General features: G+C 70.2%; 17 protein-coding genes. 12 read left to right on the forward strand and 5 right to left on the reverse strand.

Annotation, left to right across the window (positions count from 1 at the left end):
* The first annotated feature begins 28 nt into the window (after positions 1–28).
* From ABD289_RS02395 to ABD289_RS02415, 5 genes are all read left to right on the forward strand, one after another.
* A complete protein-coding gene (locus ABD289_RS02395; RefSeq protein ID WP_344125953.1) occupies positions 29–193 on the forward strand; it encodes a hypothetical protein in 165 nt (54 codons plus the stop codon).
* A gap of 30 nt (positions 194–223) precedes the next feature.
* Positions 224–796 (forward strand): PH domain-containing protein, encoded by a 573-nt coding sequence (locus tag ABD289_RS02400; protein ID WP_344125956.1) that lies wholly within the window; start codon positions 224–226, stop codon positions 794–796.
* A 106-nt stretch (positions 797–902) separates the two neighbouring features.
* Entirely contained in the window at positions 903–1,778 is an 876-nt protein-coding gene (locus tag ABD289_RS02405; RefSeq protein ID WP_344126186.1) for a PHP domain-containing protein, read from the forward strand.
* A 70-nt stretch (positions 1,779–1,848) separates the two neighbouring features.
* Positions 1,849–2,688 carry a RecB family exonuclease gene (locus tag ABD289_RS02410; RefSeq protein ID WP_344125958.1) on the forward strand — a complete coding sequence of 280 codons (840 nt, stop codon included), beginning with the start codon at positions 1,849–1,851 and terminating at the stop codon, positions 2,686–2,688.
* 23 nt (positions 2,689–2,711) lie between these two features.
* Complete coding sequence (locus ABD289_RS02415; protein ID WP_344125960.1) at positions 2,712–3,125, forward strand: hypothetical protein; 414 nt, start codon at positions 2,712–2,714, stop codon at positions 3,123–3,125.
* Positions 3,126–3,135: 10 nt separating this feature from the next.
* Here ABD289_RS02415 and ABD289_RS02420 read toward each other — a convergent pair whose 3' ends face one another.
* Both ABD289_RS02420 and ABD289_RS02425 read right to left on the reverse strand, forming a co-directional pair.
* Positions 3,136–4,344 (reverse strand): Rv3212 family protein, encoded by a 1,209-nt coding sequence (locus ABD289_RS02420; RefSeq protein ID WP_344125962.1) that lies wholly within the window; start codon positions 4,342–4,344, stop codon positions 3,136–3,138.
* Between the two features lie 154 nt (positions 4,345–4,498).
* Entirely contained in the window at positions 4,499–6,109 is a 1,611-nt protein-coding gene (locus tag ABD289_RS02425; RefSeq protein WP_425564534.1) for a DEAD/DEAH box helicase, read from the reverse strand.
* Between the two features lie 459 nt (positions 6,110–6,568).
* Between ABD289_RS02425 and ABD289_RS02430 the strand changes: the two genes are divergently transcribed.
* Positions 6,569–7,255 (forward strand): ferritin-like fold-containing protein, encoded by a 687-nt coding sequence (locus tag ABD289_RS02430; RefSeq protein ID WP_344125966.1) that lies wholly within the window; start codon positions 6,569–6,571, stop codon positions 7,253–7,255.
* A gap of 230 nt (positions 7,256–7,485) precedes the next feature.
* Entirely contained in the window at positions 7,486–7,713 is a 228-nt protein-coding gene (locus tag ABD289_RS02435; RefSeq protein ID WP_344125968.1) for a DUF3107 domain-containing protein, read from the forward strand.
* A gap of 57 nt (positions 7,714–7,770) precedes the next feature.
* On the opposite strand, the gene ABD289_RS02440 is transcribed toward ABD289_RS02435, so the two are convergent.
* Positions 7,771–8,073, reverse strand: coding sequence for a DUF4873 domain-containing protein (locus tag ABD289_RS02440; protein WP_344125970.1), 303 nt, complete (start codon positions 8,071–8,073; stop codon positions 7,771–7,773).
* Positions 8,066–8,809, reverse strand: a complete 744-nt coding sequence (locus tag ABD289_RS02445; RefSeq protein ID WP_344125972.1) for a TetR/AcrR family transcriptional regulator — start codon at positions 8,807–8,809, stop codon at positions 8,066–8,068. The genes ABD289_RS02440 and ABD289_RS02445 overlap by 8 nt, the downstream gene beginning before the upstream one ends.
* A 63-nt stretch (positions 8,810–8,872) precedes the next feature.
* On the opposite strand from ABD289_RS02445, the gene ABD289_RS02450 reads away from it, so the two are divergent.
* Both ABD289_RS02450 and ABD289_RS02455 read left to right on the forward strand, forming a co-directional pair.
* The gene (locus tag ABD289_RS02450; RefSeq protein WP_344125974.1) at positions 8,873–9,772 is read left to right on the forward strand and encodes an AurF N-oxygenase family protein; all 900 of its coding nucleotides are present in this window, start codon (positions 8,873–8,875) and stop codon (positions 9,770–9,772) included.
* Positions 9,769–10,644: an alpha/beta fold hydrolase gene (locus ABD289_RS02455; RefSeq protein ID WP_344125976.1), complete on the forward strand. Its 876-nt coding sequence runs from the start codon at positions 9,769–9,771 to the stop codon at positions 10,642–10,644. The genes ABD289_RS02450 and ABD289_RS02455 overlap by 4 nt, the downstream gene beginning before the upstream one ends.
* A 13-nt stretch (positions 10,645–10,657) precedes the next feature.
* On the opposite strand, the gene ABD289_RS02460 is transcribed toward ABD289_RS02455, so the two are convergent.
* Positions 10,658–11,281: a TetR/AcrR family transcriptional regulator gene (locus ABD289_RS02460; protein ID WP_344125978.1), complete on the reverse strand. Its 624-nt coding sequence runs from the start codon at positions 11,279–11,281 to the stop codon at positions 10,658–10,660.
* Between the two features lie 103 nt (positions 11,282–11,384).
* On the opposite strand from ABD289_RS02460, the gene ABD289_RS02465 reads away from it, so the two are divergent.
* The 3 genes from ABD289_RS02465 to moeZ all read left to right on the forward strand — a co-directional run bounded on the left by ABD289_RS02465 (position 11,385) and on the right by moeZ (position 14,987).
* Positions 11,385–12,416: an alpha/beta fold hydrolase gene (locus tag ABD289_RS02465; protein ID WP_344125980.1), complete on the forward strand. Its 1,032-nt coding sequence runs from the start codon at positions 11,385–11,387 to the stop codon at positions 12,414–12,416.
* A gap of 170 nt (positions 12,417–12,586) precedes the next feature.
* Positions 12,587–13,540, forward strand: coding sequence for a DUF3152 domain-containing protein (locus ABD289_RS02470; RefSeq protein ID WP_344125982.1), 954 nt, complete (start codon positions 12,587–12,589; stop codon positions 13,538–13,540).
* Between the two features lie 274 nt (positions 13,541–13,814).
* Positions 13,815–14,987, forward strand: a complete 1,173-nt coding sequence (gene moeZ / locus ABD289_RS02475; protein WP_344125984.1) for an adenylyltransferase/sulfurtransferase MoeZ — start codon at positions 13,815–13,817, stop codon at positions 14,985–14,987.
* Positions 14,988–15,024: the final 37 nt, after the last annotated feature.

Raw genomic sequence — 15,024 nt, forward strand, 5'->3', positions numbered from 1 at the left:
AAGGGCTTTTCGGACGGGGTGCGTCACAGTGAACATCAAGAAAATCCTGACCTGGGCTGTAGTTGCCTTCCTCCTGTTCTTTCTGTTTTCCGCGCCAGACCAGGCCAGCAATGTCGTCAACGGCATCCTGGCCAGTCTTCGCGGCGCGGCTGAAGCAGTAATCACCTTCATGCAGAACCTCTTCCAGGCCTAATAGAGCGCGAGCCGCAGGGAGGCGGGTGCCGTGTTCGCTCCAAGGGATCCCGACGAGTACCTGCTGGAGACCGAGCGCCGGGTGATCCGGGTTCGCAGGCACTGGGCATGCCTGGTGTGGGACCTGTTCGAAGCATCGGGTCTGCTGGTGGGCCTGGTGCTGGTCTCCTACCTGTTGCCGGAGGACAGCAACTGGTTGTTCCAGAACATCCTCTGGTACGCGGGCCTCGCGGTGCTGATCCGGTTCACCTACCAGGTGCTGGACTGGTACGTGGAGCGCATCGTGGTGACCGACAAGAGGTTCCTGATCACGTCCGGCATCTTCACCACCAACGTGGGGATGATGCCGGTCACCAAGGTCACGGACCTCACGTTCGAGCGCACCCTGATGGGCAGGCTCTTCGGTTACGGGAGGTTGGTGCTCGAGTCGGCTGGTCAGATCCAGGCGCTCAACCGCATCGACTACGTCCCGAACCCCAATGAGGTCGAGGACGCGATCTCCGGTCTCGTCTTCGGTGACAAGAAGGGCCAGCAGCAGGACCGCTTCTCGATGCTCAAGGCTCGTCGCGCGGCGGTCGGCAAGCGGAAGGCCGCGAAGCTGTAGTGAAGGTGACCGCGAGGTCACCTGCGACCCGTGGCCGGTGATCTCCGCCTCCCCGGAGCGTGGAGATCACCGGTCCGGGGTTGTCCGGACTCGGAGATCCGGCAGACTGCTGGGTGTGCTCATCGACCTGCACACGCATTCCACCGAGTCCGACGGGACCGATACGCCTGCCGGGCTGGTGACGACAGCGGTCGCCGCCGGTCTGGACGCGATCGCGATCACCGACCACGACACGACCGCAGGCTGGGCGGAGGCCGAACGCGCGGTGCGCGAGCTCGGCAGCGGCTTCCGGCTGGTGCCCGGCGCGGAGCTTTCCTGCTCCTGCCCGGACGGCAACGGCCGCACGGTCACCGTGCACCTGCTGGCCTACCTCTTCGATCCCGAATCTCCCGCGCTGATGCGCGAGCAGTCCCGGCTGCGCGCCGAACGGCGCGAGCGGCTGCGCGAGATGGCCAGGCGGATGGCCGCGGACGGGTTCCCGGTCGATCCGGACCGGATCATGGCCGAACTGCCAACGGATTCCCCCGGCGGACGTCCGCACCTGGGCCGCGCGCTGGTCGAGAGCGGCGTCGTGGACAGCGTCGACGAGGCCTTCGCCCGCTACCTCGGCAGCAGCGGCGGCTACTACCTGCCGCGCACCGACACGCCGGTGCACCGCGCCATCGAGATGATCAACGAGGCCGGCGGCGCGACCGTGCTCGCGCACCCGTTCGCCACCAAGCGAGGCCCGACCGTGAGCCCGGAGGTCGTCGCCGAGCTCGCCGAGCGCGGGCTGGCGGGTATCGAGATCGACCACCCGGACCACGACGAGCCCACCCGCGAGCGGTTGCGCGCCCTGGCCGCGGAGCTGTCGCTGATCCCGACCGGGAGCAGCGATTACCACGGCACGAACAAGACGATCCGGATCGGGCAGGAGACCACCCCTGCCGAGTCGCTGGAGCGGATCGTGGCGCGCTGCACCGGTAGCAAGGTCGTCGGCTGAAGCGGACGACCCGCTCGCAAGATCGGAGGTCCCGCCTGACCCTCGCGGGAATCTGCGTAATGTGGGGACCGTGCAGCAGGGACAGTTGAGCTTGGAGGGCATTCCGAGCGAACTCGTGCGCGTGACGCCCGCTCGGTTGTCGACCTGGGCCGGATGCCCGCGGCGCTATCGGATGGCCTACCTCGATCGGCCGACGCCGCGTCGTGGCGGGGCTTGGGCGAACGCGACGCTGGGCGCGGTGGTGCACAACGCGCTGAAGGCCTACTTCGAGCTGGTTCCCGCGCGGCGCGGTCCCGAGCGGGCCGCTGAGCTGGTGCGCCGCTGCTGGAAGTCCGACGGGTTCGCCGACCCGGAGCAGGCCGCCGAGTACCGGGAGCGCGCGCAGGGCTGGGTGCGCGACTACGTCGCCGCGCTGCCCGCCGAGCAGACCCCGGTGGCGGTCGAGCGGTGGGTCTCCGCCCCGATGGGCGAGATCATCGCCGAGGGGCGGGTGGACCGCATCGACGAGCGCGAGGGCGAGCTCGTCGTGGTCGACTACAAGACCGGGCGGCGCGAACTGCGCGCCGAGGACGCGAGAGATTCCCTTGCGCTGGGGCTTTACGCCCTGGCAGCGGGAAAGAACCTGCACCGGCCGTGCTCCCGCGTCGAGCTGCACCACCTGCCCAGCGGAACCGTCGCGGGCTGGGACCACACCACCGAGAGCCTTGGTGAGCTGCGCGAACGTGCCGAAAAGCTGGCAGGCGAGCTGAGTTCGGCCGCCGCGGAGCTGGCGGGCGGCGCGGACCCGGACGCCCCGTTCCCGGTGAAACCCGGTGCGCACTGCTCGTGGTGCGATTTCCGGGCACACTGCACCGAGGGGAAGCGGGCGGCACCCGATCTGCCACCCTGGGCTCTGCTGGGGGACGGATGAGAAGGCGACCGGAGGATGGCCCGATGCGCGCAGTCCCGCGCCAGCCGATGCCGCCCAGGACTCGACACCTCCCGCCGCAGGACGTGGCCCGCAGGCTCCCGCCTCCGGAGCGCCCGCGCCGTGAACCCCCGCCGCGACGCCCGGAGCCGCCGCGCAGCGGTCCGGGCCGGATCGGGCGCGCCGCCCGCAGCCTCGCGGGAGTGCTGACGGCGGGCTTCGTGATCCTGGTCCTGTTCCTGATCGCCGTGCAGATCTGGGCGACCAGCTGGGGCCAGCAGGGACCGGGGACGGCGGCGCTCATCTCGCACGTCGTCGCCGCGGCCGTGGCGATCGTCGCCCAGGCCATCGGGGAGCGCGAAGCCGACCGCAGGGGCGATCTGGCCACGACCGCGGTCTACCTCGCGGTCATCGGCTCGCTGTGGTTCTGGTGGTGGTGAGGCTCGCGGCTCAGCGGAGGGCGACCAGGGTGTCCTCGCGCTGCTCCAGCAGCACCGGACCGTCGGCGTTGAGCCGGATCGAGCCGGTGTAGCCGGCCCGGTCCACCGGGATCTCGGCGACCGGGGCGCCGGTTCCGGGAGCCACGAACTCGACGCCCGCCCGGTTGGGCAATGCCAGGTGATGGGCGTACATCGTGCCCGCGCCCGACGTGTCCCGGACCGTCCACTGCGGTGTGAGCGTGTCCGGGTCGAGTGCGATGGTGTCCGCACCGGTCCACCAGTAGATCTTGTTCGCCGTCGTGGTCGACTCGATCCGAACGTTGTCCGGGTAGTTCGGGGGCCCCACCCGCACCGGGTACTGCGCGACCGCGCGCCCCTTGCTGTCGAAGACCGTCACCTGCTGCGATCCGCGCAGCAGCACCGCGATGCGCTGCTCGCTCACCGCGACCACCGAGGCGTTCGGATCGCCGAGGACGAGGCTGAAGTACTCCTCGGGCTCCTCGTCGTCCTCCGGGTGCGCCTTGAGCATGGTGACCCGGCCGGTCTCCCGGGGGCAGTCCTCGATGACCCCGATCCGCTTGTCGCCGACGGCGATCGAGTCGTAGGTGCAGTCCGGCCGCTCGATGTTGTTGTCCGGGTTCTTGATGTCCGGCGGGATGCCGTACTGCTGGGTGCGCACCAGATCGGAACGCCAGGTCGGGAACACCTTCTTCCCGGTGGCGGTCAGGTAGGTGCCGTCGCCGAGCAGCCGGGTGCCGAACTCGGCGTTGGAGTTTCGCTGCGGGCCGCGCACCCCGGTCGGACCGACCAGCGAGGTGACCTCGCTGCAGTTGTGCGACTTGCGGTAGACCGCGATCGCCCGATTCCACTGCTCGCCGACGGTGCAGAGCCGGAGGTCCCGCGCGTAGCGCCAGGCGACTCGGCCGGTCAGCGGATCGTGCCCGCGCACCTCGCCACCGCCCGCCGTGACCACCGCGGAATCGGCGACCACCGGGACCGGTGTTCGCGGGCTCTGCGCGCGCCACACCTCGTGCAGGGCGTCCGGAAGGGCGTCCGGCGTGGCCGGTTCGGGGATGGGCTGCGCGGCGGGCTCGGACAGGGTGGCGCGCGCGTCGCTGTTCCACCAGATCACCGCGCCGCCGACGGCCAGGACCATCCCGATCAGCGCGACCACCAGCAGGTCGATCGGCTTGCGCCGCTCCGGCCGGACCAAGACCACTCCCCACAACATCGGATGACTGCCCCGAGCCTAATGCTTGTTCCCGCGCGGCCTCGGGCAGCGGTGCCGGCGACCTGGTTCGGTCCCGGCGGCTCGGCGAAGCGGTCCGGACGAGCGAAACCCCGGCCTCCGCGGAGACCGGGGTTTCGCTCGCTCAGCTGTCCTGCGGTTGCGACTCGGTTGCGCCTCCGCCACCGCGTCCCCGACGACGCCGCCGACGGCGCGGCTGGTCACCGCCCTCGGCGGATTCGCCGCCGGAGGCCGATCCCTCCGACTGCTGCGCGCCGACCTCGGCCGAGACCTCGCCGGACTGCGCGCCGCCGCGGGTGCGCCTGCGACGGCGCCGGGCCGGACGGGTCTCGTCCTGCTTCGTCTCGGACTGCGCATCGCCGCCCTGCGACTGCTTGCCGCTGCGGGTGCGGCGCCGGTTGCGCGAGGAGGAGTGCTTGGCCTCGCCACCGGACTCCTGCTCGGCGTCCAGCCCTTCGCGGGTGCGCTTGGCCAGCGGCAACCTGCCGCTCACATCGGTGGGGATGTCCAGGTCGGCGAACAGGTGCGGCGAGGTGGAGTAGGTCTCCACCGGCTGCGGCTTGTCCAGGCCGAGGGTGTCGCTGATCATCTTCCAGCGCGGTTCCTCGTCCCAGTCGACCAGCGTGATCGCCACGCCCTCGCGACCGGCGCGACCGGTGCGGCCGATGCGGTGCACGTAGGTCTTCTCGTCGTCCGGGCACTGCAGGTTGATCACGTGCGTCACGCCTGCCACGTCGATGCCCCGGGCGGCCACGTCGGTGGCGACCAGGATGTCGACCTTGCCGGAGCGGAACGCGCGCAGCGCCTTCTCGCGGGCGCCCTGGCCCAGGTCGCCGTGCACCGCGCCCGCGGCGAAGCCGCGCTCGGTGAGCTCGTCGGCGAGCTTCTGCGCCTGCCGCTTGGTGCGGCTGAAGATCATCGACAGCCCGCGCCCGTCGGCCTGCAGCGCCTTGGCGATCAGCTCGGGCTTGTCCATCGAGTGCGCCCGGTAGATGTACTGGTGGGTGCGCTCGTGCACCGCGCCCTCGTCGGCCTGCTCGGCGCGGATGTGCGTCGGGCGGGTCATGAAGGTGCGCGCCAGGGTCAGGATCGGGCCCGGCATGGTGGCCGAGAAGAGCATGGTCTGCCGCTTCTCCGGGACCATGTTCAGGATCCGCTCGATGTCGGGCAGGAAGCCCAGGTCGAGCATCTCGTCGGCCTCGTCGAGGACCAGGTTGCTTACCTTGCCCAGCACCAGGTGGCGCTGCTCGGCCAGGTCCAGCAGGCGCCCCGGGGTGCCGATGACGACGTCGACGCCCTCCTTGAGCACCGAGGTCTGCTCCTCGTACGGGCGGCCACCGTAGACGGCCAGCGTGCGCAGTCCGAGGTGCTTGCCCGCCTCGGTGAGGTCGCGGGTGACCTGCATGCACAGCTCGCGGGTGGGAACCACGATGAGCGCCTGCGGGGTGCCGTCGCCGGGGTCGGAAACGCGGTGCAGCAGCGGGACGCCGAAGCCCAGCGTCTTGCCCGTGCCGGTGCGGGCCTGGCCGATGAGGTCCTCGCCGCGCATCGCCAGCGGCAGGGTCAGCTCCTGGATGGCGAAGGTGCGCTCGATGCCGGTCTCGTGCAGCGCCCGGACGATCTCCGGGTGCACGTCCAGTTCGGCGAACGTCGGGGGGAGGTGCTCCGCGGCGGGTTCCGCGGGGGACTGCTCGGTGGTGCTGTCGGGGGTGCCGCCCCCGGTCTGCTCGTCCAGGCCACCAGGGGCCTGAGTGTTGGTGAACGTCAGAATGATCGCCTCTCTCGGTGCCTGCGCGCATGCGTCCCGGTTCGGGCCGATCCGTGGCGACGTCCTCCCGGCACGGCGTCCGCGCTCGCGGACGCGCTGCGTGCTCGTGGTCACCGACGTAATGGGTGCGCGCCGTTTTCATCAGCGGTGTGATCCCGCTGTTGGTTCGTTGTTTCGTTCGGCATCGCTTGCGCGCCACGAGCCTGCGAGCTGTTCGCTCGGGCCGCGTCGCGCCGGCAGTGTCCGGGCCGTCCCGCTCGGGCTTCCCGTCGCCCTGATCGTGAGGTGTGCGGGTGTCCGGCCCCGCGGTGTTCGACCTCACCGCCGGATGCCGATCTGCTCCTCCGCCGCCGAGGGTACCTGTTATGCCCGCGAACACGACGTGGTGCGTATAACTCGGGCGCGCCGACGGCTAGGCTCGCGGGCATGAGTGAGGCTGACCAGCGCGCCACCGCGCCGGAAGAAAGTGACGAACGTTACCAGGAAGGTGTCGTGGACCTGCTCGCCGCGCTCGCCTACGGCGAACTGTCCGCGTTCGACCGCCTCGCCGAGGACGCCCGCGCGGCGCCGACGCTGACCGGCCGGGCCGCGCTGTCCAGCATGGCCGCCGCGGAGATCGGGCACTACCGCAAGCTCGAGCAGGCGCTCGCCGAGCGCGGCGTCGCGGTGGAGGAGGCGATGCAGCCCTTCGCGTCGCCGTTCGAGGCGTTCAACGAGTCCACCGCCCCGCACTCGTGGCACGAGTCGCTGGTCAAGGCCTACGTGGGTGACGGGCTGGCCGCCGACTTCTACCGCGAGATCGCCGAGTGGCTGGACGAGTCCAGCCGCGAGCTGGTGCTGTCCGTGCTGGCCGACACCGGGCACTCGGCGTTCGCCGAGCGGGAGGTGCAGGCCGCCTGCGAGATCGACCCGACGCTGCGCGACAAGCTCACGCTGTGGGGCAGGCGGCTGCTCGGCGAGGCGATCACCCAGGCGCAACGCGTCGTCGCCGAGCGCGACGCGCTCGCCGAGCTGATCATCAAGGGCTCCGGTGACCTCACCGGCATAGGCGCCATGTTCCGCCGCCTGCAGAGCAACCACGGCAAGCGCATGTCCCGCCTCGGCCTCGGCTGACTGGAGAGCCGTTTCGGTTCGCGGTGCGCGGCGGTGGTGACAGTTTTGCCTAGAACTGCGAGGCCCCGGTGTCCGAAATGTCCGGACAGTTTTAGGCAAAACTGTCGCGGTGCTGCGGCGGGGAAGCTCACTCGATCGCTCTCGGCGAAGCGCGTGGTGCCGGTCGTGCCGCCGCGGCTGGGATAGCCTGAGGGCATCCAAATCGGTACGAGTGCCAACGGAGGTTCGGCGTGGAGGTCAAGATCGGCGTCGTGGACAGCCCGCGCGAACTCACGGTTGAGAGCGGAGAGACGCCGCAGGAGATCGAGTCGTTCGTCGCCGACACCCTGAAGAAGGAAGAGAGCGTGCTGGCGCTGTCCGACGTGAAGGGACGGCGCATCATGGTCCCTTCCAGCAAGGTGGCCTACGTGGAGATCGGCCCGGCCGACGCTCCGCGCGTGGGATTCGGCGTGGAGTGAGCTCGGCGCGAGACCAGGACGAGGGGCATCCGGCAGCGCCGGGTGCCCCTCGCCTCGTCAGTCCTGCAGCGGGAAGTCCACGGCGAACGGCGGTTTCCCCGTGCCGGTGATCCGGTAGCGCCCCCACGGGTCCGGTTCGGACAGCGTGGCTGGGGCTTCGCCATCGCTGGTGCGCAGCAGCACGGCGGTCTTGCGCCCCGCGGCGAGCTCGTCGATCGCCTCGTCGGCGGCGGCCCTGCCGTACCAGCGGTACTTGCCGTCGATGGGCTGGAAGAAGCCGCGCAGCACCACCTCGGTGGACAGCTCGCGGTCCTCGGCGCGGATGGTGGCCGGGCCCTGGTAGTCGTGCTCGTCAGACATCGTCGTCGACCTCCGGTTCCTGCAGCTGTTCGTCGAGCAGGTCGAGTGACTCGTCGGGATCCAGCGTCATGCCCGCCGAGCGCAGCACGCCGTCGATGGCCGCCCAGATCACCTGGGCCAGGTACGCGGTCAGATCGGCGCGGCTCATGGACTGCCGGTCGAGCCACCAGTCACCGGCGGACTGCACCATGCCGACCAGGCCGTGGCTCCAGACCTCGACGCCGCCGGAGTCCAGGCCCAGCGCGCGCATGTACCGGCCGAGCAGCCGGGACAGCGAGTTGGCGATGAGCGTCTTCTCCGTGCTGACCGGGTCGGATTCGGCGGGCCGGTCGGCGAAGGTGCGCTGGACGATGAAGCGGTACAGGTCCGGGTATTCCTCGATCAGCCCGAGGTAGGCGTCCAGCAGGCGGCGGATTCGCTGGTTGGGCGATTGGTCGCGGAGCTGGAACAGCGGCTCGAGGCGCTGCATGAGCAGCTTGGTTCCCCACTCGCCGACGGCTTGGTGCAGGTCGCTCTTGTCGCTGAAGTGCCGGTAGAGGACGGGTTTGCTGACTCCGGCCTCGGCGGCGATGTCGTCCATCCCGACCTCGGCGCCCTTGTCCCCGATGGCGCGGACCGCGGCCTCGACGAGCTCCGCGCGGCGCGCCAGGCGATGTTCTCGCCAGCGTTCCTTGCGGGCGTCGCCGCGTGACCCGTCCGTTCGAACAGCCTTGACAGGCCGGGGGATCTCGCTCACGCTTCCAATGTATCTGTTACTGGAAGTAACATGCAATCTCAATGGTGAGAAGGTGAGCGCTGCATGAGCGGGAACCTGCAGGTCAACGACCGGGAAAAGACCGCTGGACGGCTGCTGGGTTCATCGGCGAAGAACAGCTACGACCCCGAAGTCGACATCGACTGGGACGCTCCGCTGGACGAGTCCAAGCCGTACCTCCCGTTCGAGCGGTCATCGCTGTACGGCACCGAGCTCTGGGACCGGCTCAGCCACGAGCAGCGCCTCGAGCTCACCAAGCACGAGCTCATGAGCGTCGCCACCAACGGCATCTTCTTCGAGGTGCTGCTGATGCAGATCCTGCTCAAGCAGTACTACGCGGCCGATCCCACGACCAAGCACGCCCAGTACATGCTCACCGAGATCGGCGATGAGTGCAGGCACTCCACGATGTTCGCCAAGATGGCCGAACGGGTCGGCGCACCCGCCTACGGACCGCAGAAGTGGGTGCACGCCGGCGGCAAGCTGCTGCCCGCGGTGCTCAAGGGCGTCTCGTCCTACGCGTCGATCCTGGTCGCCGAGGAGATCCTGGACCGCGTGCAGCGCGAGCAGATGAACGATCCGGGCGTGCAGCCGCTGGTCCGGATGGTCAACCGGATCCACGTGCTCGAGGAGGCGCGGCACGTGACCTTCGCGCGCGAGGAGGTGGTCCGGGGGATGGCCGAGTGCGGGCCCGCCGGGCGCGCCTACCACCAGTTCTGGACCGGGTTCGTGTCCTACTTCATCACGTTGTCGCTGATCCACCCCCGCGTCTACCGCGCGGTCGGGCTGGACCCCAGGCAGGCGCACGAGGTCGCCTGGAACAACCCCCACTACCACGCTCAGCTGCGGTGGTCCGGGGAGAAGATCCTCGGTTTCCTGGATGAGCAGGGCCTGGTCGGCGGACCGGGTCTGTACTGGTTCCGAAAGGCACGCTTGATCGAATGACTGGTACCCATTGCACGACCGGCGACGGAGCGCGGCTGCGGATCGCGGAGTCCGGCCCGCCGGACGCCACGATCACCGCGGTGTTCGTGCACGGCTGGACGCTGGCCCATCGGACCTGGGACGACGTGGTCGCCCGCCTGCCCGATGATGTGCGCACGCTGCGGTTCGACCTGCGCGGCCAGGGCGAGAGCGCCCCGGCCGAACCGGGCTCGGCCAACATCGAGCGGTGCGCGGACGACCTGGCGGAGCTGATCGCGGCCCGGGTGCCCTCCGGCCGGATCCTGCTGGCGGGTCATTCCATGGGCGGCATGACGATCATGGCGTTGGCCGAGCGGCACCCGCAGCTGCTCTCCCGCGTGTCCGGGGTGGCCCTGGTGGCGACCTCGGCCGGTGATCTCCGCGAACCCGGCTATCTGCTGCCGGGGCCCGCGGCCGCGGTGTTCAACGCGGGCGAGCGGGTCCTGCGCAAGCGTCTCGCCCGTTCCGGCGGGCGCAGGCTCGCGCGCGGTTCCGGCTGGTTGCGCCCGGGCATCCGCTGGCTGCTCTTCGGCACCCGGCCGAACCGCGAGCACGTCGCGGCCGCGGCCGATTGGGTGGCGCAGTGCAACCCGGCGAACATGGCGGCCTATCGGGAGTCGCTGGCGGAGCACGAGCGCCAGGCGGTGCTGGAAGGCCTCGCGGGCATCCCCGCAGTGATCCTCGCGGGCACCGCCGATCGGCTCACCCCGGTCTCGCACGCCGAGCGGATCGCGGACGCCTTGCCGGAGGCCGAGCTGGTCCTCTACCCGGGGGCCGGGCACATGGTCCCGATGGAGCGCGCCGACGAGGTCGCGCACCGCATCGCGGGCCTGCTGGCGAGAGTTCCCGGCTGAGCGCAGGCGCTGGTCAGGGCGCCTGGTGCAGCGGGAAGCCCGCGAGGCCCTTCCAGGCGAGGGTGGACATCAGGTTGACCGCCTCTTCGCGGGAGATCTGCTGACCGCCCTCGAGCCAGTCGCGCGCGGTCACCTGGGACAGGCCGACGAGCCCCACCGCCAGCAGGCGGGCGCGGCCCGCGTCGAGGCCGGCGTCGGCGGCGACGACCTCGGTGACCGCGTCGACGCAACCGGACAGGGCGCCCTCGACGGCCTTCTCCACAGCGGGCTCGCCGCGCAGGTCGGATTCGAACACGAGGCGGAAGGCCTGGTCCTCACCGGCGACGAACTCGTACAGCGCACCGATGGCGGCGCGCACGCGGAGCTTGTTGTCCGAGGTCGACGCGATCGCCTCGCGGACCCGGCGGACCAGCTCGTTGCCGTGGGTGTCCAGCAGCGCCAAGTAGAGGTCCAGCTTGCCGGGGAAGTGCTGGTAGAGGACGGGCTTGCTCACGCCCGCGCGTTCGGCGATGTCGTCCATCGCGGCGGCGTGGTAGCCGTTGTGCACGAAGACGTGCTGCGCCGCATCGAGCAGTTGCGCCCGGCGCGCGTCGCGGGGCAACCGGACACCTCGACTCGGCTGCGCGGTCCCGGTCATCCTCGCCTCTTCCTTCCACCTCGGTGCCTGACAGGCCCCTGACTCTACTCGCCAGTAGAGGCGTGTACCGCAAACCGCCCGGCGGTCGGCGCATCCTGGGGGGATGAACACGCGCACCGCCGAAGTGCACGCACCGGTGACGAGCAGGCAAAACCCGGTAACCCGACCGGAGCTGACGCGGGTCCCGCTGGTGGCCGAGGAGATTGCTCCGGGCGATCAACCGACGAGTCCTCCACCAGGGCGCTACGTCGAGTTGCCCGCCGCCTCCGAGGCCGACGAGGCGAGTCTGTACCTGCGCGAGACCGACGGGCCGCCCGGAGCCCCCACCGCCGTGCACCTGCACGGTCTGGCGGGTTCCTCGGCGAACTGGACCGAGCTGGCCGCGATGATGTCCGGCGAGCTGCGCAGCATCGCCGTCGACCTGCCCGGCTTCGGCTTCTCGGCGCCGCCGCACGAGTTCGGCTTCACCCGCGAGGCCAACGCCGCCCGGGTCATCCGGCTGCTCGCCGAGCTGGGCACCGGACCGGTGCACCTGTCCGGGAACTCCTTCGGCGCGGCGGTGGCGATCGAGATCGCGGTGCAGCGCCCCGACCTGGTCTCCTCGCTGACGCTGATCTCGCCGGCCATGCCCGACCTGCGGCCGGACCCGCGCAGGCTCTCCGACCCCCGGCTGGCCCTGGCGCTGCTGCCCGTGGTGGGGCGTCCGGCGCGGCGCGCGATGGCCAGGCTGAGCCCGCAGCAGCGGGTCGAGCAGTTGCTCGAGCTGTGCTTCGCCGAGCCTGCCGAGGTGCCCCGGCACAAGGTGCTGGAGGTCGCTGCGGAGTTCGCCGAGCGCTCCGCGCTGCCGTGGGCCGGGCCCGCGCTGGCCCGCACCACCATCGAGCTGGGGCGTTCCTGGTTGCGGCCGCCGTCGCGGTCGCTGTGGCGGTTGCTCCCGGAGATCCATTCGCGTTCGCTGGTGGTCTGGGGGAACGAGGACAAGGTGGTCAGCGTCCGCAAGGCCCCGCGCACCGCGATGTCGCTGCCGCACGGCAAGCTCCTGGTGCTGCCGCGCACCGGGCACGTCGCCCAGATGGAGCGGCCCGGGATGGTGGCGCGAGCGATGCTCGGAATGCTGCGCGCGCAAACCTGGTGACGCCTGCATTGACCAACCCGGGTGATCCTCGCGCGGGGCGTTGCATCGACCGGTGAGTGTCTCGTCGCGCGCGGAAGGGGGTGTGGCAACCTAGTGGCGTGACGCGTCCGCCGCATCTTCCGAACGACTCCGCGCAAGACCGACCTGCTCCAGGACCGGACGCGGAGCGGGTGGACGCTGACCGGCGGGACGAACCGCTGGCCGCCTCCTGGCGCCCCGCCGAGGGCGAGCGGCCCAAGCACCGCAAGAGCAGGACCCGCCGCTACGGGTGGCAGGTCTACGCGCTGCCGCTGCTGGTGGTGATCACCGCGCTGGTGGTGTTCCAGACCGTGCGCCCGGACGACGTCGACGCCGCGCTGAGCGGCGCCGAGTCACCGCTGGGCGGCGAGGCCGGGGGCGCGCAGGGCGAGGGCGAGGATCCGGTGGTCACCGAGGCGCCGACGAAGCAGCGCTATCCCGCGGACATGTTCGACGCGGACTTACCACCGGGCGCTCCGATCCCCAAGACGGGCGCGCGCACGTTCGAGACGCTGCCCGGCGGTGCGCCGGTGATCGGCCAGGGCAAGCTCTACCGCTACCGCGTCGAGGTCGAGGTCGGCATGGACCTGCCCAACCCGGAGGCCGAGTTCGGCCACACCGTGCAGACCACGCTCGCCGATCCGCGCAGCTGGACCAACCCGAAGGCGGGTGGCATCTCGCTGCAGCGCGTGGACGACGCGGGGCCCGCCCCGGACTTCCGGGTGATCCTGATCAGCCAGGAGACGGCCCGCGTGCTGTGCGGCTACTCCGCGGGCCTGCCCTACGACAGCTCGTGCCGCCGGGGCGAGATGGTCTACATCAACGCGGCCCGCTGGGTCCGCGGCGCGAAGGCCTTCGAGGGTGACATCGGCAACTACCGCCGCTACGCGATCAACCACGAGGTCGGCCACGCCTTCGAGAACGACCACGTCGGCTGCCCGGCCCCCGGCGCGCTGGCGCCGGTGATGATGCAGCAGACCTTCAGCACCTCCAACAACGTGCTGCACAAGCTCAACGAGGTCGCCGACCAGGGCACCAAGATCCCGGCGGACGGCTTCGTCTGCAAACCCAACGCCTGGCCCTTCCCAGTAGTAGCCCCCTCCTGACCAGGGCCTGACAGTTTTGCCTAAAACTGTACGAACACCTCGGGCGCGCCCCTGACAGTTTTAGGCAAAACTGTCACGCCCCGAACCCGCCCCGCTCCGCGAAGGGACCCGGAAACGCCCACGTCCCGAATGCTGGGAGCGGGTTGGTGTTGGGAAGGTATTCCGGGAGCCTTGCGTTAAAGATTCCGTGGGGCCTTGAAGGGCTTCACGAGGACGCTTGAGGCGCCGGTGGTCGCGAACCGATCGGCGCCGTCACCAGAGGAGGATGCTGGGAATGTCCGGCGCAACGTCGCTACCGCCGCTGGTCGAGCCGGCGTCGGAGCTGACCAAGGAAGAGGTCGCGCGCTACAGCCGCCACCTGATCATCCCGGACGTCGGGATGAGCGGGCAGAAGCGGTTGAAGAACGCGAAGGTGCTCGTGGTCGGCGCCGGCGGACTCGGCAGCCCGGCGCTTCTGTACCTGGCCGCTGCCGGTGTCGGCACGCTCGGCATCGTCGAGTTCGACGAGGTCGACGAGTCGAACCTGCACCGCCAGATCATCCACGGCCAGTCCGACCTCGGCCGATCCAAGGGCGAGTCCGCGAAGGACTCGATCGCCGAGGTCAACCCGTACGTCCAGGTGAACCTGCACAAGACCCACCTGACCTCGGAAAACGCTCTGGACATCTTCCGGGACTACGACCTGATCCTGGACGGTACCGACAACTTCGCGACCCGTTACCTGGTCAACGACGCCGCGGTGCTGCTCGGCAAGCCGTACGTGTGGGGCTCGATCTTCCGCTTCGAGGGTCAGGCCAGCGTGTTCTGGGACCAGTACGGCCCGAACTACCGCGACCTCTACCCCGAACCGCCGCCGCCCGGCATGGTGCCGAGCTGCGCCGAGGGCGGCGTGCTCGGCGTGCTGTGCGCCTCCATCGGTTCGATCATGGTCAACGAGGCCATCAAGCTGATCACCGGTATCGGTGAGACGCTGCTCGGCCGGCTGATGATCTACGACGCGCTGGAGATGAGCTACCGCACCGTCAAGATCCGCAAGGACCCGAACGCGGACGCGATCAACGAGCTGATCGACTACGACGCGTTCTGCGGCACGGTCTCCGACGAGGCGCAGCAGGCGGCGGTCAACTCGACCATCACGCCGCAGGAGCTCAAGGACATGTTCGACAAGGGCGAGAAGTTCGAGCTGGTCGACGTCCGCGAGCCGCACGAGTACGAGATCGTCAAGATCGACGGCTCGAAGCTGATCCCGAAGGACCGCATCCTGTCCGGCGAGGCTCTCGCGGAGCTGCCGCAGGACCGCAAGCTGGTGCTGCACTGCAAGTCCGGCGCCCGCTCGGCCGAGGCGCTGGCCGCGCTGCACAAGGCGGGCTTCGGCGACGCGGTGCACGTCGGCGGCGGGGTGCTCGCCTGGGCGAACCAGGTGGACACCAGCCTGCCCACCTACTGATCGGGTAGGACAGCGGTGCGCTGGTGGGTTTTTGCCC

This window comes from Saccharopolyspora halophila (assembly GCF_039531955.1).
Taxonomy (GTDB): Bacteria; Actinomycetota; Actinomycetes; order Mycobacteriales; family Pseudonocardiaceae; genus Saccharopolyspora; species Saccharopolyspora halophila.